Origin of the sequence: Chitinophaga alhagiae (genome assembly GCF_003568665.1) — a bacterium.
GTDB lineage: Bacteria > Bacteroidota > Bacteroidia > Chitinophagales > Chitinophagaceae > Chitinophaga > Chitinophaga alhagiae.
Map to the genome: position 1 here is coordinate 650,032 of NZ_QXMH01000003.1, position 24,063 is coordinate 674,094.

19 protein-coding genes are annotated in these 24,063 nt (G+C 55.2%); 10 read left to right on the forward strand and 9 right to left on the reverse strand.

The features are described from left to right. Positions 1–23 precede the first annotated feature (23 nt). A complete protein-coding gene (locus tag D3A97_RS18810) occupies positions 24–1,220 on the reverse strand; it encodes a FecR family protein (protein ID WP_119080053.1) in 1,197 nt (398 codons plus the stop codon). A gap of 106 nt (positions 1,221–1,326) precedes the next feature. Next, positions 1,327–1,968, reverse strand: coding sequence for an RNA polymerase sigma factor (locus tag D3A97_RS18815; RefSeq protein ID WP_119080054.1), 642 nt, complete (start codon positions 1,966–1,968; stop codon positions 1,327–1,329). A gap of 66 nt (positions 1,969–2,034) precedes the next feature. Between D3A97_RS18815 and D3A97_RS18820 the strand changes: the two genes are divergently transcribed. The 5 genes from D3A97_RS18820 to D3A97_RS18840 all read left to right on the forward strand — a co-directional run bounded on the left by D3A97_RS18820 (position 2,035) and on the right by D3A97_RS18840 (position 9,754). Continuing rightward, entirely contained in the window at positions 2,035–2,733 is a 699-nt protein-coding gene (locus D3A97_RS18820; protein ID WP_119080055.1) for a response regulator transcription factor, read from the forward strand. Further along, entirely contained in the window at positions 2,717–4,078 is a 1,362-nt protein-coding gene (locus D3A97_RS18825; RefSeq protein WP_198674066.1) for a HAMP domain-containing sensor histidine kinase, read from the forward strand. The genes D3A97_RS18820 and D3A97_RS18825 overlap by 17 nt, the downstream gene beginning before the upstream one ends. A 168-nt stretch (positions 4,079–4,246) precedes the next feature. After that, positions 4,247–5,548, forward strand: a complete 1,302-nt coding sequence (locus D3A97_RS18830) for a TolC family protein (RefSeq protein ID WP_198674067.1) — start codon at positions 4,247–4,249, stop codon at positions 5,546–5,548. Next, positions 5,545–6,657: an efflux RND transporter periplasmic adaptor subunit gene (locus D3A97_RS18835; protein WP_119080057.1), complete on the forward strand. Its 1,113-nt coding sequence runs from the start codon at positions 5,545–5,547 to the stop codon at positions 6,655–6,657. The genes D3A97_RS18830 and D3A97_RS18835 overlap by 4 nt, the downstream gene beginning before the upstream one ends. A 4-nt stretch (positions 6,658–6,661) precedes the next feature. Further along, the gene (locus D3A97_RS18840) at positions 6,662–9,754 is read left to right on the forward strand and encodes an efflux RND transporter permease subunit (RefSeq protein WP_119080058.1); all 3,093 of its coding nucleotides are present in this window, start codon (positions 6,662–6,664) and stop codon (positions 9,752–9,754) included. A 153-nt stretch (positions 9,755–9,907) separates the two neighbouring features. On the opposite strand, the gene D3A97_RS18845 is transcribed toward D3A97_RS18840, so the two are convergent. Both D3A97_RS18845 and D3A97_RS18850 read right to left on the reverse strand, forming a co-directional pair. Continuing rightward, a complete protein-coding gene (locus D3A97_RS18845) occupies positions 9,908–11,407 on the reverse strand; it encodes an ArnT family glycosyltransferase (RefSeq protein WP_119080059.1) in 1,500 nt (499 codons plus the stop codon). A 52-nt stretch (positions 11,408–11,459) separates the two neighbouring features. Further along, positions 11,460–13,898, reverse strand: a complete 2,439-nt coding sequence (locus D3A97_RS18850; RefSeq protein WP_232826015.1) for an ABC transporter permease — start codon at positions 13,896–13,898, stop codon at positions 11,460–11,462. A gap of 175 nt (positions 13,899–14,073) precedes the next feature. Between D3A97_RS18850 and D3A97_RS18855 the strand changes: the two genes are divergently transcribed. The 5 genes from D3A97_RS18855 to D3A97_RS18875 all read left to right on the forward strand — a co-directional run bounded on the left by D3A97_RS18855 (position 14,074) and on the right by D3A97_RS18875 (position 18,613). Continuing rightward, entirely contained in the window at positions 14,074–14,862 is a 789-nt protein-coding gene (locus D3A97_RS18855; protein ID WP_119080061.1) for an SDR family NAD(P)-dependent oxidoreductase, read from the forward strand. After that, positions 14,855–15,841, forward strand: coding sequence for an NAD-dependent epimerase/dehydratase family protein (locus D3A97_RS18860; RefSeq protein ID WP_119080062.1), 987 nt, complete (start codon positions 14,855–14,857; stop codon positions 15,839–15,841). Before D3A97_RS18855 ends, D3A97_RS18860 begins: the two co-directional genes overlap by 8 nt. 19 nt (positions 15,842–15,860) lie before the next feature. Continuing rightward, on the forward strand, positions 15,861–16,940 hold the full coding sequence (locus tag D3A97_RS18865; protein ID WP_198674068.1) for a sensor histidine kinase: 1,080 nt from the start codon (positions 15,861–15,863) through the stop codon (positions 16,938–16,940). Then, positions 16,937–17,695 (forward strand): LytR/AlgR family response regulator transcription factor, encoded by a 759-nt coding sequence (locus D3A97_RS18870; RefSeq protein WP_119080064.1) that lies wholly within the window; start codon positions 16,937–16,939, stop codon positions 17,693–17,695. Before D3A97_RS18865 ends, D3A97_RS18870 begins: the two co-directional genes overlap by 4 nt. A gap of 78 nt (positions 17,696–17,773) precedes the next feature. Further along, positions 17,774–18,613: a ThuA domain-containing protein gene (locus tag D3A97_RS18875; RefSeq protein ID WP_119080065.1), complete on the forward strand. Its 840-nt coding sequence runs from the start codon at positions 17,774–17,776 to the stop codon at positions 18,611–18,613. 25 nt (positions 18,614–18,638) lie between these two features. On the opposite strand, the gene D3A97_RS18880 is transcribed toward D3A97_RS18875, so the two are convergent. The 5 genes from D3A97_RS18880 to D3A97_RS18900 all read right to left on the reverse strand — a co-directional run bounded on the left by D3A97_RS18880 (position 18,639) and on the right by D3A97_RS18900 (position 24,036). Then, positions 18,639–18,941 (reverse strand): Rdx family protein, encoded by a 303-nt coding sequence (locus tag D3A97_RS18880; RefSeq protein ID WP_119080066.1) that lies wholly within the window; start codon positions 18,939–18,941, stop codon positions 18,639–18,641. 17 nt (positions 18,942–18,958) lie between these two features. Next, positions 18,959–19,624, reverse strand: a complete 666-nt coding sequence (rpiA, locus tag D3A97_RS18885) for a ribose-5-phosphate isomerase RpiA (protein WP_119080067.1) — start codon at positions 19,622–19,624, stop codon at positions 18,959–18,961. A 28-nt stretch (positions 19,625–19,652) separates the two neighbouring features. Beyond that, a complete protein-coding gene (locus D3A97_RS18890; protein ID WP_119080068.1) occupies positions 19,653–21,593 on the reverse strand; it encodes a heparinase II/III domain-containing protein in 1,941 nt (646 codons plus the stop codon). A 32-nt stretch (positions 21,594–21,625) separates the two neighbouring features. Continuing rightward, positions 21,626–22,828: an alginate lyase family protein gene (locus D3A97_RS18895; protein WP_119080069.1), complete on the reverse strand. Its 1,203-nt coding sequence runs from the start codon at positions 22,826–22,828 to the stop codon at positions 21,626–21,628. A 254-nt stretch (positions 22,829–23,082) separates the two neighbouring features. After that, a complete protein-coding gene (locus D3A97_RS18900; protein WP_232826016.1) occupies positions 23,083–24,036 on the reverse strand; it encodes a DUF4466 family protein in 954 nt (317 codons plus the stop codon). Positions 24,037–24,063 lie beyond the last annotated feature (27 nt).

The following is a 24,063-nucleotide window of genomic DNA, read 5'->3' on the forward strand; positions in this document are numbered from 1 at the left end:
CTGGTTGTTTGCTGCCGTGGTTTTTATGGTGAAACAATAATCTGTTTTTCTCCTATCTCGAAATGCACTTCATCCGTCATTTCCATCATTTTTAATACGCGCGATACAGGCACGTTCCTGGGCACAATGCCCCTGAAGTGAGCCGGCACATTGCCTTTGTATACTACGTCCACATCATACCAGCGGGCAATCTGCCGCATGGCGGAGCGGATGTCGTTCCCTTCAAACTGGATGTAGCCGTTCTTCCAGGCCACCGCCTCTTCCGTGTTCACTTCCGCCAGCAATTCCAGCACGCCGCTGCGGCGGTGCAGGCTGGCGCCCTGGCCGGGCTTCAGCTTCCTGGTACTACCGCTGCCGGTTACTTCTACCGCCCCTTCCAGCAGGGTGGTCTTTACCGTTTCTTCATCTTCATACGCCATAATATTGAAGTGCGTGCCCAGCACTTTCACTTCCATATTGCCCACCTTTACCCGGAAGGGTTTGCCGGCGGCCCTGGCCACTTCGAAGTACGCTTCGCCCTGCAGCTCCACCACCCTAGCCGCAGTGGTGAAGGCTGAGGGGTAGCGCAGGCTGCTGGACGCATTCAGCCAAACACGGCTGCCGTCTGGCAAGGCAACCTGGTATTGTCCGCCCCGGGGCGTGGATATTTTGTTGAACACCGCTTCACCGGCAGCGCCGGGCGCATCATACTGCAGCTGCCCGCTGCCTGCTTTGACTACCCGCACGCCGCCCTGCTGCGCCAGGAGGCCATTGCCCGCACTGTCCAGCACTATTTCTGAGCCATCCGCCAGCGTGAGCACGGCCTTGTTGCCGCCGGGGGCAATGTCTTTTTGGGCGGGCTGCTCCTTTGCCACCGGTGCTTGTACGGCCCGTGGCTGCCGCAGCAGCCAGTACGCGGCGGCGGAAGCCAGCAGCAGCACAGCGGCGGCGGCCCAGGCGCGGCGGCGCCAGGGAATGATCCTGACCGGTGCGGGGCGGTCTGCGGCCAGCACACGGTCTGCTATGATGTTCCAGCGGTCTTTGTTGTAATAATAGGTGGAGGAGGCATCCGGCCCTGCTGTTGCAGGCAGCTCCGTCCGCAGCTGCGCTTCTACCTGCGCGGCAAGCGCTCCGGACGCGTCATTGCGCACAAGCGTGGCCAGTTCTTCCAGCTCTTCCGCCGTGGCAGCGGCCTCTGTGGCCCTTTTGAGAAGGTATGCCAGTCTTTCGCGGGTTGTCAATTGAGTATCGTTTTTCTGTGTTTACGTGGTGCTTTCATAGTAACAGACGCGTTACCGGAAGTTTAGGACCTATGGGAGGAAAAAAATTTTATGGGAGATCAATCCATCACATCCCGCCCATCATCCACAGCACCAGCAGGGGCAGCCAGTGCCCCGCGGCCTCCATGTGTTTCCGGATGGCCTGCAGCGAGCGTACCAGAGAATTTTTGACGGTATTGGGAGACAAATGCAGCTGCTCCGCAATTTCCGGGATGCGAAGGCCCTTTTCCCGGCTGAGCAGGTAAATACGTTTGGCCTGTGTGGGCAATTGCTGCACCGCCTCTCCCACTACGCGCAGCATGGCGGTAAAGGCCACGGCTTCTTCGGTGCTGCTACGGCCCTCCCCCTCTTCCCGGCTGTGAGACAGCGCGTTGATGGCCTTGTGGTGTACGGCCTGCTTGCGCAACCAGGAGAAAGACTGGTAAAAAACGATGCGCAACAGCCAGGAACGGGGGTTTTCAATATCCGCCAGCTTATCGCGGTTGAGCCATACGCGCAGGAAGGTTTCCTGGATGATGTCTTCCGTAACGGAAGCGGTTTTGGTGAGGTGCATCACCAGCGGCTCCAGTTGCGGTACGTATGCATGGAACAGCTCGCGGAAGGCCGCTTCATCGCCTTCGGCGATCTGCCTGAACAATGCTTTGTCTGTGTGTGAACGGTCATACATGCCTGGAACGCGGATACGGATGCTGGTTGAATTACCGCTCAATGTAATAAATTATTTTTTAAGGTGATTTTAACTTGCCGGTTGCCCCATCTTCGTGACCTTTGCCGTATGAACAGGATACTGCTGACGGAAGATGACAGCCGGGTAGCCTCTTTCATCAAAAAAGGGCTGGAAGAAAACATGTACCTGGTAAAAGTGGCCGCTAACGGAGAAGACGCCCTGCAGGAAGCCACCCTGAACGAGTATGACATTATCATCCTGGATATTATGCTGCCGGAGCTGGACGGTTTTGAAGTATGCTCTCTGCTCCGCAAGCGGGGCAATACCGCCCCGGTGATCATGCTGAGCGCCCTCAACACTCCTGAAGAAAAGGTGCGGGGCCTGCAATGCGGCGCGGATGACTACCTGTCCAAACCCTTCCTCTTTGAAGAGTTGCTGGCCCGCATCAACGCGCAGCTGCGGCGAATGGAATTTAACCGCGGCATTGTTGACTTTCAGCGCTATGGCGGCGTGGAGATCAATATTGCCGAACAAAGCGCAACCCGCCAGGGCAAAGAACTGCAACTCTCCCCGCGCGAGCTCAAGCTGCTGGCCTTCATGGTGCGCAACCGGGAAAAAGCGCTGTCCCGCGTGCAGATAGCGCAATCTGTATGGGACATCCACTTCAGCTCCAACACCAACATTGTAGACGTATATATCAACTACCTGCGTGGCAAGCTGGACAAAGGTTTTCCCCATCCCCTCATCCATACCGTCAAAGGGCGCGGCTACATGCTGAAACTGAAAGATCATGAGCCTGAGAGCTAAGCTAGGCAACCAGAGCGCCCTTATTTTTGCCGGCACGCTGGGGTTTGTGCTGCTGGGCGCCTACCTGCTGTTTGAGCATTACACCCGCGAAGTGTACTATAAAAAACTGCAGGGCCGCGCCAACACCGCCGCTTTTTTCTATCTCGAAAAAGATGAGCTGAACAGCGCCAAATACCGCGAAATAGAGGAAAAATACAAGCAGATCAGCGGGGAGCCCATCCGGCTCTACCATGCGGGCAACCGCGCGCTGTTCATTGACGACAAGCTGAACATCACGCTGCCAGACAACGTACTGAACATCATTGCCAAACAGGGCAGCTACAACTTCCGCATGAACGGGCGGCATTTTTCCGGCATTTTTTACAAAGACAACGAAGGAGATTTTATTGTAGTGGCCTCCGGCAACAACACCACCGGCCGCGAGCAGCTGGCCGCGCTGCGGTGGATGCTGGCCGTTTTTTTTGTGCTGGGCATTGCCATCAACTACGTGATGACCCGCTGGCTGGCGCGGCGTACCTTCTCCCCTTTTTCCCGCCTCATCAGGAAAGTGAACGCCATTACGGCAGACAGCCTGCACACGCGCCTGCAGCCACCCGCCGGCAAAGCCAATGAACTGACGGCGCTCATCACCACGTTCAATTACTTCCTGGAACGGTTGGAAGCCGGCGTAAAAAGCCAGCGCAATTTCCTGAAAAATGCCTCGCACGAGCTAAAAACACCACTGGCCGCTATTATCGGGGAAATTGAGGTGGCCCTCAAACAACCGCGGCAGCAGCAGGAATACGAGCAGCAATTACTGCTGCTGAAAAAAGATGCCCTTCACCTGCAATCCATCATGGAAGGCCTGTTGATGCTCTCCGGCCTGGAAATAGCCACAGATACGGACATGCAGCCAGTGAGGATAGACGAGATATTATGGAACGTGCTGGAAAAGGCCGGCATGCATTACCCGCAGGCGGAAATATCCGCGGACTTCAGTGGCATTGCTGACCATGAGCACCTGCTGATAGTACAAGGCAACCGGGAGCTGCTGTTCGTAGCCCTTTCCAATTTGCTGGACAATGCCATCAAGTTTTCCCGTCCCCACCCCATTGCGGTGAGCCTTACCGTAGAGCACAACGCGCTCTCCATCACCATCCGCGACCAGGGGCCCGGCATAGCGGAAGCAGACCAGGCCCGCATATTCGACCTGTTTTACCGCGGCTCCCAAACGCGCCACGTGAGCGGGCATGGCATTGGCCTGCACCTTACCGCGCAAATACTGGAACGGCACCGCGCCAGCAGGTACATTCACTCCAAACCTGGAGAAGGCACGGCCATACAGGTGATCTTCCCCGCGGCGTAGCGGGCACACGCCAGCATATATTTACCACCCCCGCGTATGTACACCCGCGCCGCTAATGAGTCCCTCTTCCTGCGTTTCCCCTTTCTAATCATTTTCTAATCTCCCCTGAAAATGCCTCTAATGTAGCGCACCTAATTTTGCGGACTGATGGAGACCAACACTTGGCACATGCCGCTACAACCAACAAAGCGCATTATATGGACAGGGCTTTTACTGCTGCTTGCCAGTACCGCCGCCGCACAGGCGCCCGCGGACACGCTGCGCTACAGCGTGCAGGAAGCTGAAAAAATATTCCTGCAGAACAACCTGCTACTGCTGGCGGAAAAGCTCAATATTGACCAGGCGGAAGCGCACATACTGCAGGCCAAAGCATGGCCCAACCCTTCTTTTACAGTAGATGAAGTGAACCTCTGGGCCACCGCCCGCCAGACCGGCGGTGCAGAAGTAAGCCCGCCATTCCGGAACGGCTGGGGAAAGAACCAGCAGTTTGCCATGCAACTGGAGCAGCTGGTGCAAACAGCCCGTAAACGCCAAAAGAGCATTCAACTGGAAGCCAGCAGCAAAACCCTGGCGGAACGCAGCTTTACAGACCTGCTGTACGCCTTGCGCGCTGAATTTAGGCAAACGGCCGCCGGCCTCATCTACCACCAGCACCTGCTGCAGGACCTTACGTTGCAGCAAACCCTGGTAACGCGGCTGCTGGACGCGCAAACCGCGCAGTACACGCTGGGCAATGTGCCGGAAGCGGAGCTGGTGCGGCTGCGGGCGCTGCAATTCTCCCTGCGGGCGGAGATCAACGATATGAAGGCCACCGCGGGCGAAGAGCAGCAGCAATTAAAAACACTGATGGCCCTGGAACCGGAACGTTACCTGGTATTGGAAGACAGTGAGCCGCACTTCAGCGCGCTGCGGCAGCTTTCATTGCATGCCCTGCTGCGGAGCGCGGAAGAACACAACCCTGCCCTGCAAACCGCCCTCGCCGCCATTAAAATGAATGAAGCCGCCTATGCGCTGGAGCGCAGCAAACGTGTGCCTGACCTGCGGTTCAATATGTCTTACGACCGCAATGGCAGTACCATGCTTGATTTTGTGGGCTTCGGCGTAGCGGTAGACCTTCCCTTTTTTGACCGCAACAAAGGTAACATCAGGGCCGCCAGCCTGCAGGTGCGGCAAAGCGAGCTGGCGTACCGCCATAAAAGCAGCGAAACAGGCAACAGCGTGGCAAAGACCTTTGCAGACCTGCAAAATGCCCTGCAGGCCGCCACCGCTATAGATACGGCCTACCTGCACCGGCTGGACGTGCTCATGCAGGGGCTTACTCTAAACTTTATGCAGCGCAACATCAGCCTGCTGGAGTTCCTGGACTTCTTCACCTCCTTCCGCGAAAACAAACAATTGTACTACCAGGCCGTGCGCAGCGTGGCCACACTTAAAGAATCACTGAATTACTTAACCGGATCAGATCTATGACACCATCAATAAAATGGCCCGCAGCGGCCGTTCTGCTCTTATCCCTCACCCTGCCGGGCTGTGGCGGAGGGCAACAGGAAGAACAGGATACGGCTACCCCGCCCTGCATTAGCCAGGAGCTGAAAAAAAGCATCAGCCTGGAGCCCGCTACCCTGCAGCCATGGCATGCCAACCTGCTGCTGAACGGCAAGGTGGGGTATGATGAAGACCAGGTATACCGCTTTGTGCCCCTGCTGAGCGGCGTGGTGCAGCAGGTGCATTTTACCCTTGGGGACTATGTAAAAAAAGGTCAGCTGCTGATGGAGGTCAAAAGCGCGGAACTGAGCAACCTGCACGCGGAGCTGCAAGACGGGCAGGCACGGCTGCAACTGGCGGAAAGAAAGTTCTCCGCTACGGAGGCATTGCACACCACCGGTGTGGCGGCAGATAAAGACCTGCTGGAAGTCAATACGGAAGTAGCCGCCGCGCGCACGCAGATACGCCGCATTACCGAAACGCTGGCCCTTTACGGCGGCAGCCTGGAAAAAGGGGCGCTGCTGGTACATGCCGCCATGAACGGGTATGTAGTGGAGAAAAACGTGATAGCGGGCGGGCAGGTGGAAGCCGGCCAGCAGCCCCTCTTTGTGCTTTCCGGCCTGCAGCAGGTGTGGGTGAAGGCCAGCGTGTACGCGGGACAGTTAGAGAACGTGGGAGCTGGTCAGCAGGTAGATATTACCACCACCGCCTACCCCGGCAAAACCTTTAAGGGGCGCATCAGCCGCCTGTCTAACGTATTTGACCCGGAAGAAAGAGTGCTGAAGGCCATCATCAAAATAGACAACCAGGGCCTGCTGCTGAAGCCGGACATGATGGTGAACGTGAACGTACACCAGCCCGCGCAAGACTCCGCTGTGGCCGTTCCCGCCCGGGCCGTACTGTTTGACAACAACCGGCACTACGCCCTGGTATACCATGGGGACTGTGATGTGCAGGCCGTGCCGCTGGAACCGGTTTTCCAGACAAAGGAGCATTACTTCGTCAAACACGGCATCAGCGCAGGAGATACCATCATTACCCGCAACCAGCTATTGATCTACAACCGGCTGAAGGAATCGCAAACCGTAAAATGAGTCCATGACAAAATTTGTAGAAAAAATAGTCACCTTTTCGTTGAAGAATCATGTGCTGGTATTTTTCTTCACCTTCCTGCTGGCCATGGGCGGCATTATCAGCTATCTCAACACACCGGTAGAAGCCTATCCTGACGTTACCAACACCCGCGCCCGCATTATTACGCAATGGCCCGGGCGCAGCGCGGAAGAAATGGAAAAATTCGTGACACTGCCAGTGACCAAAGAGATGAGCACCATTCCCGGCAAGGTAGACGTGCGCTCCATTTCCCTCTTCGGGCTTTCTGTGGTAACGGTGAACTTCAACGACGATATCACTGATTTCTATGCCCAGCAATACGCCGCCAACCGCATGCGCAGCGTGGAGCTGCCGGAAGGCGCCAGCGCCGAAATAGAGCCGCCCTACGGCGCCACGGGCGAAATATTCCGGTACGTGATCAAAAGCAAACCACGCCCCATCCGCGAGCTGTTCGCCCTGCAGCAGTGGGTAATAGAAAGGGAGCTGGTGGCCGTGCCCGGCGTGGCGGACGTGGTGAGCTTTGGCGGGGAAGAAAAGATCTACGAGATACGGGTGAACCCCGTGGAACTGGCCAACTACGACCTCACCGCGCTGGACGTGTACGAAGCCGTGAGCAAAAGCAACATCAACGTAGGCGGAGACGTGATACAGAAAAGCTCGCAGGCCTATGTGGTGCGCGGCATCGGGCTGCTGGACAAGATACCGGACATTGAGGCCATCCTTATCAAGAACATCAAAGGCACGCCCGTGCTGGTGAAAAACGTGGCGGAAGTGGTAGCCTCTTCCAAACCCCGGCTGGGCCAGGTAGGGCTGGATGATGAGGATGACCTGGTGGAAGGCATTGTGGTGATGCTGCGCGGAGAAAACCCCAGCCAGGTAGTGGAGCGGCTGAAGGAAAGGATCACTGACCTCAACCACCGCATCCTTCCGCAAGATGTGAAAATAGAGGCCTTCCATGACCGTACCGAACTGGTGGACAAAACCGTAAAAACCGTTACCCACAACCTGCTGGAAGGCATCATACTGGTGTCTGTAGTAGTGTTCATCTTCCTGTTCAACTGGCGCACCACGCTGATAGTAGCTTCCGTCATACCGCTGGCTTTCCTGTTTGCGCTCACGATGCTGCGCATACAGGGCGTGTCCGCCAACCTGATCTCCATTGGCGCGGTAGACTTTGGCCTGCTGCTGGAAGGCACCATGGTGATTGTGGAGCACGTGTTCGTAGGGCTTGATAAAAAGGCGCGGCAGCTGGGCATGGAGCGTTTTAACGGCATATCCAAACTGGGTATCATTAAACGCAATGCCCGTTCCGTGGCTAAATCCATCCTGTTTGCGCAGATCATCCTGATAGTAGCGCTGATGCCCATCTTCACCTTCCAGAAAGTAGAGGGCAAGATGTTCTCCCCCCTTGCCTTTACGCTGGGTTATGCATTGCTGGGCGCGCTGCTCCTGAGCCTCACCTATGTACCCGCCATGTGCAAGGTGCTGCTGCGCAAGAACGTGGTAGACCGGGAAAACCCCGTAACCAATTTTTTCCGCAATGGCATTTTCCGTCTCTTCTCCCTCGCGTCCCGCCACCGGAAGACCACCATTGCGGCCTTTGTGGTATTGTTAGGCGCCTGCGTGCTGGGTTTCAGCCGGCTGGGCACGGAATTTATCCCACAGCTCAACGAAGGCGCCCTTTACATCAGGGCCACACTGCCCAACAGCGTGAACCTGGACGAGTCTGTACGCCTCACCCGGGAAATGAAAAAACAGTTGCAGGAATTTGAGGAAGTGAAATTTGTGCTCACCCAAACCGGGCGCCCCAATGACGGTACAGACCCTACCGGGTTTTTCAACATCGAGTTCCATGTGCAGTTGCAGCCCGCCTCCGTCTGGAACCGGAAGATCAGCAAAGACGTGCTGCTGCATGAAATGGAAGATGTGCTGCAGGTATACCCCGGCATTGTGTTCAGCTTCAGCCAGCCCATCATGGACAACGTGGCGGAATATGTAGCCGGCGTAAAAAGCTCACTGGTGGTCAAAGTATTCGGAGATGACCTGTATCAGCTGGAGCAGACGGCAGACAGTGTCGCCAATGTATTGCGCAGCGTACGGGGCATTGCAGACCTCAATATTTACCGCAACATTGGCCTGCCAGAGCTGCGCATCCGCCTCAGCGAAAGCCGCATGGCCCGCTACGGCGTAAGCATGCAAGACGCGCAGGCCGTGGTGGAAATGGCCATTGGCGGCAAGGCGGCCTCTACTTTTTATGAGAACGACCGCATGTTCGATATCCGTATCCGGTACGACAAACCTTACCGCGAATCTGAAAAAGAGATCGCCAACATCCTGGTGCCCGCCCTGGGAGATACCAAGGTGCCCCTCTACGAAATTGCGGACATCGGCTTCTTCACCGGCCCTGCTTTTATTTACCGGCAAGGCAACAGCCGCTATATTGCCGTGGGTTTCTCCATCCGCGGGCGGGACCTGGGCGGCACCGTGTCTGAAGCACAAACGCTGGTGCGCAAACATGTACAGCTGCCGCCCTCCTACGGCATAGAATGGGCGGGAGAGTTCGAGAACCAGCAGCGGGCCACGCAGCGCCTGATGGTGATCGTTCCCCTCTCGCTGCTGCTCATTTTCTTTTTGCTGTACATCAACTTCGGCAATATGAAAGACACGCTCATTTCCCTTTCCACCCTGCCCTTTGCGTTTATGGGCGGTTTCCTGTCGCTCTGGGTAACCGGTACCATCTTCGGCATATCCGCAGGCATCGGGTTCATTATATTGTTCGGCGTAGGCACTATAGACGGCATTATTCTCATCTCCGTGATGAAAAGCAACCTGCAGCGGGGCATGGCCCTGCAACCGGCCATTGCAGACGGGGTGTACAACCGCATCAGGCCGGTGTTCATGATAGCGGTGATGGGCTCGCTGGGGCTGCTGCCCGCGGCCTTGTCCGCAGGCATGGGGTCTGAAATACAGAAGCCGCTGGCCATCATGATAGTGGGCGGCCTGCTCATCTGCATGATACTGAGCTTGCTGGTGCTGCCGCAGTTCTTTTATTATGCGTACCGGAGAAAGGCTGCGTAACAATATGCATGTTACCTCGGTTTGATAAAGTCCGATGCCGGCAGTTCACCATCCCGGCAAACTCAAGTGCCGTTAGCTGGTTATAAGATCTTAGGTGTTGGCAGAGGGTGCTCCGCAAGATAGACAGTGTGCAGGTTGGCGCGGGGCATCCTCTTATTTTCCCTGCGGCGGGTGATAGTTGAGGCAGCGGTACACCAGGAAAGTCCGTATCACGCGGTTGCCCCTCCTGATGATAACAGGTTGCAACGGGGTAACGGCGTCAAAATACTGCTGCAGCACGTTTGTGAACTCCTTTTCATCCGCGGCATGCACATTGTCCGGCACGGAATTGATAAAAATACCGTTGCGCCCGGCCAGCGCGGCCACATCTGCCTTGATGTAGTCGAATTGCAGTGCGGGCATGCCCAGTACATTACGGGAATACACCAGGCTATCCAGGTAAAAAGTGAGCACAGCGCTGGTCTTATAATCGTCTGCGGAGAAGATGAAATCCGCAGGGTATTGTTTTTCCAATGCTTTTGCCTGGCGGGCCAGCCCCGTCCAGCCCACCCATACGTCATCAGAATTGACCGGCACCGGGTAAAAGAGGATCTCTACCGCCAGCGCCAGATGCACCACCAGGGAACACATCCACTGCCAGCGGAGGTATTTGCCGCGGAACCAGGTGGCCGCCCAGGTGATGCCGCTGATGTAGGCCGGCATCATCCAGTTCAGTTTCACCCAATAAACGGGAGATATCACAAAAAAGCCCACAAACACCGGCACAAAAAAACACAGCAGGAAAAGCTGGCGGGGAGGGATGCGGCCAATACGCAAGCCGTACTTGCGCAACAAGCGGTACAGGAAATACACGAGCGCAAACAGCAGTACGGGCATCAGGATGGCGGCCTGGTGGCCTATTACGCCCAGCACGTCCAGCGGATTGAGCTGCAGGCCGCTGCTCACGCGGGCGGAAGACTGGAAACGGAAAGAAGCAAAACCGTTGTTGACGTTCCATATCACCACCGGCAGGCTTGCCAGCGCAAAGACCAGCATGCACAACCAGGGCCAGCCTGTTAGCAGCAGGGAACGGTGCTGCCTGCTGCACAGCAGGAACAACACTGTGCCCAGCGGGAGGAACAGCGCGGTGTATTTGCTGTTGAAGGCCAGACCCATCATTATACCGGCCCATGCCCAATAGATATGCTTACGGAGGAAAACCGCGCGATGCAGGCATAGTAATGACAGCGCCCAGAACAAAAGCAACGGCGTATCAGGCGTAGATACCAGGGACAGGATGGTGACCATCAAGGTAGAATACAGCAACAGCAAGGCATTCAGGCTGCGTTGCCGGCTCAGGAACTGCCGGGAGAAATGGTAAAAAACGAGCAGGGTACCGAAGGTGACCAGCGTATCCGCCAGTTTCAGCGCAAATACCTTTTTGCCGAACATGGCGGTGGAGGCCTTCAACATCCAGGCTATGGCGGAGGGGTGATCAAAGTAAGACAGGGCGGGATGTTCACCGTAAAAATGATAGTAGGCGTCTTGCGGCATCAATCCCATGCCCCAGATAAAGACCAGGCGCAATGCCATTACAATGGCCACTGCCGCCCATACTGCCCTGTTTGCCCACGATGTATATAACAGTTGTGTGCCGAATCCCGGTCCGCTCATGCTTTGTGTTACTACCAGTAAAAAAGTGTGACGGTTATAAATCTACGAAATATTACTCCGCCCGCAAACTCTTTACAGGATTAGTCATAGCTGCTTTAATACTCTGGTAGCTGACGGTGAGCAGGGTGATGGCAATGGCGCCCAGGCAGGTGGCGGCAATGACCCACCAGGAAATGCCGGTACGGTATTCGTACCGCAGCAGCCATTTGTCCATAAAATAATACCCCAGCGGCACAGCAATTACCAGCGCTATCAGTACCAGCGCCACAAAGTCTTTAGACATCAGGCCCCAGAGGTTGAACACCGATGCGCCCAGCACCTTGCGCACGCCAATTTCTTTTACCCGCTGCTCCGCCATAAAAGAAGCCATGCCGAACAGGCCCAGGCTGCTGATGAAAATGGCGAGGATGGCAAAGAAACTGGAGAGCCGCCCGATGCGCTGCTCGGCATCAAATTTTTTGGCATAGACCTGGTCTGCGAACTCATAGATGAAAGGAGCGCCGGGGTTCAATTTCCTGAATACCGCTTCTATGGCGGGCAGGGCTTCCGCAGTGCGTTTGGCGGGGTTGATGCGCACGTTTATTATGCTTTTATTGTCATCCAGCGCAAATATTGTTCTGAACACAGGATCGTAGGGGGATTGCATCACCATGTCTTTTACCACACCAATTACGGTAAAGGCGTTGCCGTCTTTTTTCACCACTTCCCCTACCGGGCTTTTAAGGCCCATGAACCTGACGGCAGATTCGTTGAGGATGATGGCCGTGCTGTCTGACGCAAAGTCTTTCGAGAAATCACGCCCGGCAATGATCTGCCAGCCCACGCTTTTGCCATAGTCATGCGAAACGTCTACCGCCGCAAAGTTACCCTGCGCGCCAGGCTGCATGTCTCTCCAGGTGTAGCCGTTGTTAACGGCGTTGATGCCCGTGGTAGCGGTAGACGAATAAGACGCGGCGGTAACGGCGCCGGTGGCCAGCAGCTCGTCCCGGAGCAGGTCAAACCTGTCACGCAAGGCGGGCGTACTCATGGGCACGGCCAGCAGGCCCTCCCGGCTGTAGGCCACGGGACGGTCTTTGGCGTAGTGGATTTGCCGGAACACTACAATAGTACCTATAATGAGTATGACCGATACGGTAAACTGCACTACTACCAGTGCCTTGCGGGGCAGGGCGGCGTAGCGGCCCGCGCGGAAGGTGCCTTTCAATACCTTGATGGGCTGGAAGGAAGACAAGTACAGCGCGGGGTAACTGCCGGCCACCAACCCGGTGAAGAACGTAAAACCCAGCCCGGCCGCCCAGAAGGCGGGCATATGGTAAGGAATACTTACTTTTTTGTCTGCCACTTCATTAAATATGGGCAAACCTGCCTGCACCATCACCAGCGCCAGCACAAAGCCGATGGCCGCCAGCAGGAGTGATTCACTGTAAAACTGCGCCACCAGCTGCCCCCTGACGGAGCCTACGGCCTTGCGGATGCCTACTTCCCGGGCGCGTTTTTCGGATCGGGCGGTGCTCAGGTTCATAAAATTGATACAGGCCAGCAGCAACACAAATATGCCGATAATACCGAACAGCCACACAAACTGAATGCGGCCACCTGTGTTTTTGCCGTTCTCCCAGTTGGCGAACAGGTGCCACTTGCTCATGGGGTGCAGGAACACCTCCGGCTGGAACACCCGCTCTTCCGGCCGTACCTTGTTGAGGCGCAGGTCTTTTATTTTGGCGGATACCTTGTCAAGGTCCGCATGGTCTGCCAGTTGCGCATACGCCTGCATAAAGTTGGAGCGCCAGGGGTTTTCCATTTCCCGTATCCAGGTTTCTTTTATCAGCACCAGTTCCCAGGGCGCTATAAAAGCCAGATCGCGGAAAGCGGAGTTATAGGGCAGGTCTTCATATACGCCCGTTACCTTCAGGTCTGTATCATTATCCAGCTTCACCACCTTGTCTAACGGATCGGCATGGCCGAACAGCGCTTTAGCGGTGGAGGCGGACAGCATAACGGAGTACGGGTCTTTCAGCCCGGCCCTGGTGCCGCTCAGCATGTTGAGCGTGATCATTTCCGGGAAGTCAGGCTCAAAAAAATTGCCTTTTTTGAATATAAAGTTGTCTTTAAAGCGCAGTACATGCTCGTACGTCCACGAGCTCATGGAAATATACTTGAAATCGCTGCCGTACTTTTCCCGCAGCTCCTCTCCCAACAGGTAGGGCACCGCGGTTTGCGCGCCTTTTACGCCGTTGAAGGTCTGGTGCTGCATTACGGACACAATGCGGTCGTAATGATCGTGATTGCGGCTGTACGTCACTTCGTCCCTGATCCATAAACCGATCAGCAGGGCCACGGCCATGCCTACAGACAGCCCCGCTATATTGATGAACGAGAAGGTTTTGTTCTTGAGGAGGTTTCTCCAGGCAATCTTGAGGTAATTCCTGATCATGCCCTCCGTGACCGCCAACAAAATGCCAGAAATACAGGCTACGGCAGGTAAGTCCATTATACATGTTATTTTATGATAATTTGTTCGGTTTTGATACACGGGTTGTCCGGGAACGCGGAAAGCGGGGCATGCACATCCCGCCCGGCCCCTCTTCCCCACAATTCAACCCCGCAACTCAACAATTCGTTAGAAATTTGCTGGTGGCCTGTATAAATGCATTCATTTTTGTACCATGAAGAAATACACCATGATCACCGGCGCCAGCTCCGGTTTGGGTAAAGCCTTTGCCATAGAGTGCGCCGCCATGGGCCGCCATATTATACTGATGGCGTTGCCGGGCGGGAACACGGCCTCCCTGGCCCGCAGTATTGCCCTCCAGTACGGGGTAGACGTACAGGTGTTCGAGTTTGACCTGACAGACAGCCCCGCCCTCCACCATCACCTGCACCACATCAACGAACGGTACGAAGTAGACTTCCTCATCAACAACGCCGGTGTGGGCGGTACCTCTCCCCTGATGGAAACGGCGGTGGAAAGCATAGACCGCATTATACAGGTGAACGTGCGCAGCACCGCGCTGATCACCCGGCTCATGATGCCGCTGCTGCTCCGGAACCAAAAGAGTTATATCATGAATATTTCCAGCATGGCGGCCTTTACGCCCATTGCCTATAAAACGGTGTACCCTGCGTCCAAAGCCTTCATTTCTTCCTTTTCATTGGGGCTGAAAGAGGAGTTTGTCGGTACGGGCCTGTCTGTCAGCGTGGTATATCCCGGCCCCATGATGACCAATTCGCAGACCTCCCGCCGCATCATAGGCCAGGGCCTCAAGGGTAAAATGGGCTTGCTCACCGCTACCGCCATTGCGCAGCTGGCCGTACGTAAAACACTGGCCGGCAGCCCCATCATCATACCCGGTTTCATGAACCGGGTGAATCACCTGCTGATGAGCCTGCTGCCCGCGGAATGGAAATTGCGCATTGTATCGCGGGAAGTAAAAAAGGAGATCCGTTATGCATAAAGTGCTGGTAACAGGCGCCAATGGTTTCCTGGGCGCCAACCTCACGCGGGAACTGTACCGCATGGGCTACGAGGTGAAAGCCATGGTACGCCCGTCTGCCGACCTGAGAGGCATCGCAGACATTCCCTGCGAAATATTCTTTGGGCGTATTGACAAGGTGGAAGATGTATTGCAGGCCATGGAAGGCTGCAGCATTGTGGTGCATACCGCCTGCATTACGGAGCAATGGGCCATCAGCTTTGAAGAATACGAGCGCATCAATTTCACCGGCACGCAGTATGTGGTAGAGGCCTGCCTGCGCAGCAAGGTAGATAAACTGGTGTACGTCAGCACTGCCAACACCATTGGCCCCGGTCCCAGGGAACGGCCCGGCAACGAGCTGAACGGCTTCACGCTGTTCAATGCCAACTCCGGCTACATCAACAGCAAATACCTGGCGCAGCAATACGTGCTCGAGCAGGTGGAACGGCGCGGCCTCAACGCGGTGGTGGTCAACCCTACTTTCATGATAGGGCCGAATGACAGCAAGCCCAGTTCCGGTAAACTGCTGTTGTACGGCCTGCATAAAAAAATACTGTTCTACCCGCCGGGCGGCAAAAACTTTGTACACATCCATGACGTATGCAAGGGCATCCTCAATGCCATTCAACTGGGCAAGCAGGGAGAATGTTACCTGCTGGCCGGCGCCAACCTGAGCTACCGCGAGTTCTTTGACCTGCTGTACGCCCACACGCGAAAACCCGCGCTCATGGTGAGGATACCGCCGCTGCTGCTGAAGCTGGGCGGCCTCATCGGCAGCCTTGCTGGAAAAATTACCGGCACCACGCAAAAGCTCAACTACAGCGCCGCTTTTCTGCTGTGCCTGCAAAACTACTACAGCGGCCAGAAATCCGAACGGGAGCTGAAATTACAATACGCTCCTATAGACACGGCCATTGCCGAAGCGCTCAACTGGTTCGAGGAAAATGCCTACATTTAATATGAATCAACAGCGCAAAATGGATTTTCAAAAGAATGAAAGGTTATTCTCAAGCGGCGTGTTCAAATACCTGGTGCGGATAGTCATCCTTTACATTTTCAGCACCATCTTCAAATCTTTTGACCTCAGCTTTACGGAAGCCATTGGCGTTTTTAACCTGCGCGGCCAGGTGTTCAGCCTGTTTTATGTGATATACGGCCTGCTGGCCTGGGAAGGCGCCGTGCTGCTGGCCCGGGTGGTAGAAAAAAAAGCGGCCGGCCGCAAGCCTTCGGGCAGGGTAATGATCATGGGCATAGCGCTGCTGCTGTACGGCCTGCTGGTATCTTTCCTCTACAGTTTCATATACGCCTGGTCAGACATCCTGCTGTTTGACCGTTACGAGGCCTGGGAAAGCGCCTCCGCCTTCAGCTATGACCTCAACTTCGGCACCTTCATGTTTTACCTGTTGCTGCTTACCTTTAACGGCATCATCTATTATTACAGGGGCTGGCAGGAATACCAGTTGCAAACCGAAAGGCTGATGCGCGAGAACATACAGGCCAAGTATGACGCGCTGCGCAACCAGATAGACCCGCACTTCTTTTTCAACTCGCTGAGCGTGCTCACCAACCTGGTGTACAAAAGTCCGGATATTGCGGCGGACTACATCACGCAGCTGGCCAAAACGTACCGTTATATTCTCGACAAAAAATTTGAGAACCTGGTGCCCATACAAGTGGAGCTAGACTTCCTGGAATCTTACCTGTTCCTGATCCGCATCCGCCACCGTGACAGTATCCGTTTCACCATGGAGCTGGATGAAAAAGTGGTGCAGAAAGGCATGATCCCGCCCGCCACCCTGCAACTGCTGGTGGAAAATGCCATCAAGCACAACCGGTTCTCTGTGAACGATCCGCTGCTGATCACGCTGAAAAGTGAAGACAATTCCCTCACCCTCAGCAACCGTATCAATGCCCGCATATTGCCGGAGAGCGCATCTTCCGGCATCGGGCTGGAGAACATCCGCAAACGGTATGAGCTGACCATGGGAAAAAGCATAGCCGTAGAGCAGAGCAACGATTCATTTATTGTTAAAGTACCAGTGATTTATACGCTATGAAAGTGGTAATTTTTGAAGACGAAATGCATAATGCCGAGCGGCTGATACAGCTGCTGCACAAGTATGACCCGGGCATTACGGTAACGGCCATTATTGAGTCTGTGGCACAGGGGCTGGCATGGATGGAGCAGCACCAGCCGGTAGACCTGATGCTGATGGACATACAGCTTTCCGATGGCAACTGCTTTGAGCTGTTCAGCCAGCAGGAAGTGCATACGCCCATTATTTTCACCACGGCGTACGACGGTTTTGCCCTGCAGGCCTTCAAAGTGAACAGCATTGACTACCTGATGAAACCGATAGACTTCAAAGACCTCAGTAAAGCACTGAAAAAATACGAGCAGTTCAAACCCGCGCCGCAGTACAACCTGGATATTTCACAGATAGCAGAAGCCTTTATGCGGCGGGACCATACGCGTTTCATTGGCCGGCTCAACAACCAGCTCATTTATGTAAAGGCCAAAGAAATAGCTTACCTGCAATTCACCAAAGGCGCCACCTGGGCCACCACCTTCTCCGGGCAGCGCATGCCGCTTGACTATTCGCTAGACCAGGTGGAGAAGCTGCTGGACAAGCATGTGTTCTTCCGCATCAACCGCCAGTTCATCATACACATAGACGCTATTAAAAAGATCACGGCGTATTACAACAGCCGATTGATCCTGCAGTTGCACCCGGCTATTGAGGAAGACGTGATCATTAGCCGGGAGCGGGTGGCGGATTTTAAAAGCTGGCTGGAGAACAGCCATGCATAACAAAGCGGCAACCCACAAACGAGTACACAGCCTGCAGTTTTTTGACGGCCGCTTTGTACATTGCATTAATTTACGAACATGAAACAGCAGTTATCCACGTTCCTTCTTTTCATACTTTCCGCAACCGCCGCCTTTGCGCAGCCCAAATTCAGGGCGGTGGCCTTTTTTACCGGCCGGCACGATCAGGCGCACATCAGCTTCATCCGGGAAGCCCACCCCTGGTTTGCCGCACTGGCGGCCCGGGAAGGGTTTGTGTACGATACTACCAGCAACTGGAACAATATGAACGATGCCTTCCTTTCCCGGTACCAGGTGGTCATTTTCCTGGATACGCGGCCGGACGGAGCGGCACAACGGGCGGCTTTTGAGCGGTATATGCAGCACGGCGGGGCATGGCTGGGCTTTCATTTTTCCGCCTTCGCCCTTACCCCTTCTCAGTACCCGCAGAACTGGGACTGGTACCACGAAACCTTCCTCGGCGCCGGCTCATACGGCAGCAATACCTGGCGGCCCACTGCCGCCGTGCTGCAGGTTGAGAACAAACAACACCCTGCTACCCGCCACCTGCCGGATACGTTCCGCTCCGCGCCCAATGAATGGTACCGCTGGAGTAACGACCTCCGCCAGAACCCTGACATTGAGATACTGCTCTCCATACACCCCGCCAGCTTTCCGCTGGGTACCGGCCCCAAACAGCATGAGATATGGCACAGCGGTTATTACCCTGTGGTGTGGAGCAACAAAAAATACCGGATGTTATACGTGAATATGGGGCATAACGATATTGACTACGAGCACAAGACCAATGCCACGCTTTCTTATACGTTCCGGAACGCTACGCAGGCAAAAATGATCAGGGATGCGCTGTTATGGCTGGGCGCCGGGCACAGAAAACCTGCGGATGACGTGACGCGGTGACCGGCATCCTGATGGCCGCCTGTTCTTATTGGGCGGGCGGTGAGCCTTCCGGCTTGCGGTCTGCATGGCCCAGGCTCTTGCCGGGGTTTACGCGGTCACGTACCTGCTGTTTCAGCTCCTTTACGTCAGGAAAATGCCCGTCCCGCTTGCGGTCAAAGATCACTTCATTATTCAGCGATACCTGGTAGCTGCCGGCTATTTCAGAAGGCCGCAGGGTAACCCCTCCCAGGTCTTCTTCAAAAGTGGTGAGCAGTTCCTGCGCCATGTAGGCCGCCCGCAGCAGCCAACCGCATTTGGGGCAATATGATATGGTGATGTCTGGTTTCATGTTTGTAAAAATACTATTCAGCTTTCAAAAATCCTCACCCCGCTGCCCTCTCCCATGATGACGCTGGAAGCGATGCCTACAAAAAGGCCATGCTCCACCACGCCTACAATGTTGTTCAACCACCGGTCCAGTTCCGGGGCATCCTGGATCAGGCCAAAATCCGCGTCAATAATGTGATTGCCTTGTTCCGTTACGAACGGTTGCCCGTCTTTCTGCCGGAGCGCGCCCGGTACGGCCAGTTGCCGCATCACGTATGCGGCGGCATCCGGCACCACTTCTACCGGCACCCAGAACTTGCCCAATGCGGCTACGCGTTTGGAAGCATCGGTAATAATGACCACGCGGCGGGATTTGACAGCTACGATCTTTTCTTTCAGCAAAGCCCCGCCGCCGCCCTTGACCAGGTGGAGACTTTCGGTAAACTCGTCTGCCCCGTCTATGGTAAGGTCAATGGTGCCCGCCGCACCGATGCTCAACAACGGGATACCATATTGTTCCGCCAGGGCGGCCGTTTGCGCGGAGGTGGGCACCGCCTGGACGCACAGCCCTTCCTTTACCCGGCGGCCGATGGCATGAACAGCGCAGGCAGCAGTGGAGCCCGTGCCCAGGCCAATGATCATGCCCGGTACTACCAGCTCTACCGCTGCCTGCGCAGCATTTTCTTTTTCGAGATCTGACTGCATGGGAGTTTATTTCCGTAAAAATAAACTTTTACGGCTTAGCAGGGGCGATGGTGAACTTCACCTCTCCCGCCGCGGCCGGGTTGACCGCCTCCAGGCTAATACGGTAAATATGCTCTCCCCACTGGCGTTTAACACCCTGGTCTTCCTCATTATCCATAGCCACCTGGTCCACTTTTACCGTGAATTTTGCGGCGGGATACCGTACGTAGAAGTCCCTGTCCGCATGCACCACCAGCGTACCGGGTTGTACCACCTCTACGGGGAAGCAGGTCATCAGGTGCTGCGTATAGCCTTGCATGTTATCTATCTTGTATACATCTTTTACTTCTACGTTCTTTCCTTTGTTCAGCCTTACGCTGCGTTTCCACTGGCGCACGCCGGCCTGCTCCGGGTAGGAAGCCGCAATGTCCATGCTTATTTCGCTGTAGCTTTTGCTGTTCTTATACGCTACGCCCGTGGCCTTGAACTTTGCACCGGCCTGCTGCGGCCTTCCGTTGATGGTGGGCACGTTGTGGTAGTCCGAACGGTTGAACCATATATCGTACCGCTGGCCGCTGAAGGTACGGGCGGTATAGGTACCGCTGCCGATGTCTATCAGCACGGGGTTACCGTTGTAATACACCACGTAATTCCCTATATCGTTGTGGTTATGGCTTTCATCGTTATTCCCGCCTTTGGCGGCTACAAAAAAACCGTCTGTACGCCCGGCATGGTCACGCGCGGCCATTACTTCCAGGTCTGGCCACCAAACATCTGCCGGCAGCGGCAATCCTTTGGCAGCACGGTCAAATTCATCCTGCATGAAAAGTGAAAAGAAGTTGCGGAAGAAATGAAAGCGGCCAATGCTGCCCTTCACGCCCTCCTGCATGTAGTACGCCCCGAATTTCATCATGTCAGGGTCTTTGATGTCTTTACCATAACGGTATATCATGCTGGCAGACATGCCGGGTTTAGGCACGGCATCGGCAAAATTGAGGAAGTATTTTTCACTGATCTGCGCCTTGTAAATGAACTGCCCCATGTTGCGGAATTTGGGGCTGCTGTACATGTAGTCAAAAGCGTTGTTGGTGGCAAGGTTGAGCATAGACACATTGTCGTACAGAGACGCCGCGGCCGCGCCCCAGTAGCCAGGGCCTTCATCACAACCGCCGTCTGCGGGGTACGGGTTCAGGAAATTGTCCAGCACGCCCAGCAGCTTATGCACGGCCGCCGTTCTTTTAGTATTGTCCTTTTCCAGCAGCAGCACGGCATTCAGCCAGTTGGAGCAGATCCAGGGGTTCCAGTTGTTGGGGCGCCTGCCGCCGGTCTTGCTCCCCATCCAGCCATGGTGATTGGTCATGAGCGGCACAAAAATGCGGCGGTTGGTTTCATAGTAAATGCGTTTCCTGATCTGGGGAGACACCTTATCCAGCTGCTCTCCCAGGTAATAATCCACCCAGGCCAGGAAGGTAGCGGTCTCTGCCGCAAACAGGTCTACAAAGGGGGCAGATACATCTACCAGCCCCATATGCTGCGGGCCGCGCGGCACGTGTGCGCTCACGCCCCAGAAAGACTCTTCACAAACAGACCATACACCGTTAACGATGGGGTCTATAAAGCGGCCCTTGTTCTCGAATATTTCCGCAAACAGCAGCGTGCCCAGCACTTCACGTTTTTTAAAACTGACGGCCTCATACTCGCTGCGGTTGCCGGTGCGCGCTATGAGCAACGATTTGGTGGCGGGGATGCCAGGCCATTCATAATTCATATACTCTTCCGCTTTGGCAATGAGGGCCTTTCCCGAGGCCTGATCAGCTTTAGCCCAGGCGGCCCTGTTCTGCAGGCGGGGAAAGGGTTCCCATTTGGCTTGCGGGGTCAGCAGCTGCCCCAGTTTCGTTACATCGTATTTTCCGCTCAACAGGTCTTTTTCCTGTGCGGCAGCCAGCAGGCTGCCGGTGATGAGCAGCAGGAACATCCATATTGTTTTCATGATATCAGGATCTTTAATTGGGTTTGAAAAAGTCAGAACGTCCAGCCCGTGAGCTGGAGCATATACGCATCTTTTACCTGCCCGCGCTGCTGCCACAGCGGCGCCAGGTCTACACCCGGGTACTGCTGCCGCGCTACGGCCGCCAGTTCCAGGTAGGTAGAATAGTCTGCCGGTTTGATCTGTTGATGCTCCCACGGCTTTTTACCGGCGGCAAAGGGCAACATCCAGGTAAAGGCTTTCTGAATGCTTTTATGGCCGGGCGTTTCATAATGCCAGAGGTCTATGCTCACATTCTCCGCCAGCAGCGCCAATTCAAAAAAGCCTTTCAGGTTCATGGAAGAATAGCTCCATGAAAGCGTGCGCGCCAGCTCATGCGGCTGGCTCCCGTCTTCCTTCAACTGGCTTTCTATGCGGGACATGGTCCGCTCCTGCAACATCTGCCGGGCCAGTTGTGGCTGCCCGGTAAACAGGGCTATAGATACGGTTTGTACATCGTACCAGGTACCGTGGTTGTTGTGCTCGTCTGCCTCATCTTTGCCGATGGGGCTGTTGCGCATCCAGTTGAGGAAGGCGGTGTACCATGCCTGTATGGCTTTGTAATCTTCCGCGCGCAGGGCCGTGGAGTTTTTCAGGAGCTGGATGCCGTCTATCAGCTTGGCGAGGTTATGCGTATCTATCAGGCCAATGCCCCTGCCCTTTGTTCTGCCGGGAATAGCCTGGCCGTAATTGAGATGGGGGTTCATGCGTGTGGCCTCATCAATGAACCAGGTGCGGAGCAGGGCCGCGGCTTTATTGGCATATGCCGCTTTGCCGGTATAATACCAGGCCAGGCCCAGCGTCAGCACATCCTTGCAAAGGGCGTTGTGGTATTCCGCATCGCGGATGGAAAAACGCTCCGGGTTCACCTGGCCGTCTTTCCGGATGTAGGGCAACCCGTCTGGTTTGGTAGAGTCCGGCCACCAGTAAGGGCCTACGCTCATGTAGTCATGTTTGGTGCCGCCGGGAGGCGTTTTGCTTTTGAACACTACAGAATAGGGGCCGTTCTGCAGCGCCTTGTCCGCATTCCGCAGCAAGGCCCCCAGCGCACGCTGCAGCGCGGTGTCTCCCTGCTGCAGCCGTTGCTGCGCCTGTTGCAGGGCGGCCGGTTTCAGGAGAAAGGTAGCGGGCGGGCTGTCTGCCGCCCATAGCGGTTGCCACAAAGCCGCCAATAGAAAGACTTTTAAAAGATATTTCATAACGTGGTAATTTATTCTGGTACAATATAGCGTTCGTTGCGCAGTTTTCATATGCCGGATAAAGGATATTCAACTGATTTCGCATAACGGCAGGCGCCGGAGGCATAAAATATCAGTTAGGGCGGAAGTTTGCACATGCAAGAAGAGGATACATCAAAAACAAATGAAGGGCCGGGGAACCGCTTGAACGGCATCTGTCCCAGCCCAAATAAAAAGAGGCTGCATCCTACTTTTGATGCAGCCTCTCCCCCGGCCTATTTCACTGTATATCTCTTGATGCTGACGGTGGCGCTCTTGCCGCTATTGCTCACCGAATTGATGAACACATAGGCCTTGTACTTCCCGTCTGCCGTTTCTACCCACAGCCCCGCATCTTCCTTGAGGTTGAGGGCCAGGTTGGCCGCGTCTTCAAAACCCTGCTGCTGGAAATCGAGGTCATCTATGAACACCCCGAACTGCAGGCGCGCCAGTTGCTGGTCCCGCAGGTTCCAGGCGCGCAACAGTTTGGTCACCTTGTTTACGCCGGCGGGCAGCGTAACGCCCGGCAGGTATTGCGGGTCTGACCCTGGCGACAAAATAGCATGCAGGTAGTTGGCCGGCGAGCGGAACACGTATACCAGGTCTATCTTTTCCGGGTTGGCGGCAGCCTCCGCCGCGGTATACACGGCCATGTCCCCAATGGAAATATAACAAGCCGCATTGTCTACCAGCTGCAGGTCCAGCTTCATGTCCATGGTGGAAATGTTGTACGGCCCCATGGAATAAGACACCGTTTGCCCGTTGGTGGCTTTGGCGGTGAACTTGAAGTTGACCGTTTTACCGCGCGCTTCTTCCGGCACTACATAAAAATAGCGGAGGGTGGCGGCCATGGTGTCTTTAGTGAAGCTAACGGACGTAGTATTGTCTTTATTTACCGAAGGCGCTCCTACTTCCACGCCTACATCATCCCCGCTGGAATTGGTGTAAAAAGAGCGGTGCTCCAGGTAAGTGGCGGGCGCCCCGGCAATGGAGGCCTCTACGGTAGCAGATTCCAGCTTGCCCTTGTCCGCAGGCAACGCCATAGCATAGGCAAATTCTACTTTCTGGCCTACCAGGTTGGGCCCCAGGGAGCGTTTGATCACATCGTTGGCCAGCCCGCCGTTAGGCTCCGGTATGGCATATTCCTTGTCTTTACACGCCGCCGCAGACAGCAGTAAAGCCAAAAGCACAGCCGTATATTGATAATATTTTATTGA